General features: G+C 53.2%; 1 pseudogene. It reads right to left on the bottom strand.

From position 1 onward, the window contains the following. A pseudogene (locus ACQ4LH_RS21850) lies at positions 1-161 on the bottom strand (response regulator transcription factor); the annotation flags it as partial. Positions 162-216 lie beyond the last annotated feature (55 nt).

The raw sequence follows: 216 nt of genomic DNA, 5'->3' as shown, positions 1-216 counted from the left end.
GCGTCAGATGTGTATAAGAGACAGTTGCTGTTGATGTGGCGGGCGTGGGTTTTTACCGTGTGCAGGGAGATAAACAAACTGTCGCTGATCTCCTGATTGGAGCAGCCCTGGGCGATCAGTTGCAGCACCGACAACTCCCGTGAACTCAGGGCATCGACCCCTCCGACATAGTTGTCCTCACTGACGTCCTCTGCATCCTCTGTCTCTTATACACAT

Source organism: Pseudomonas peli, from assembly GCF_050563605.1.
GTDB lineage: Bacteria > Pseudomonadota > Gammaproteobacteria > Pseudomonadales > Pseudomonadaceae > Aquipseudomonas > Aquipseudomonas peli_A.
Note: the sequence above shows the minus strand (reverse complement) of the source record. Positions and strands in the feature narration are given on the sequence as shown.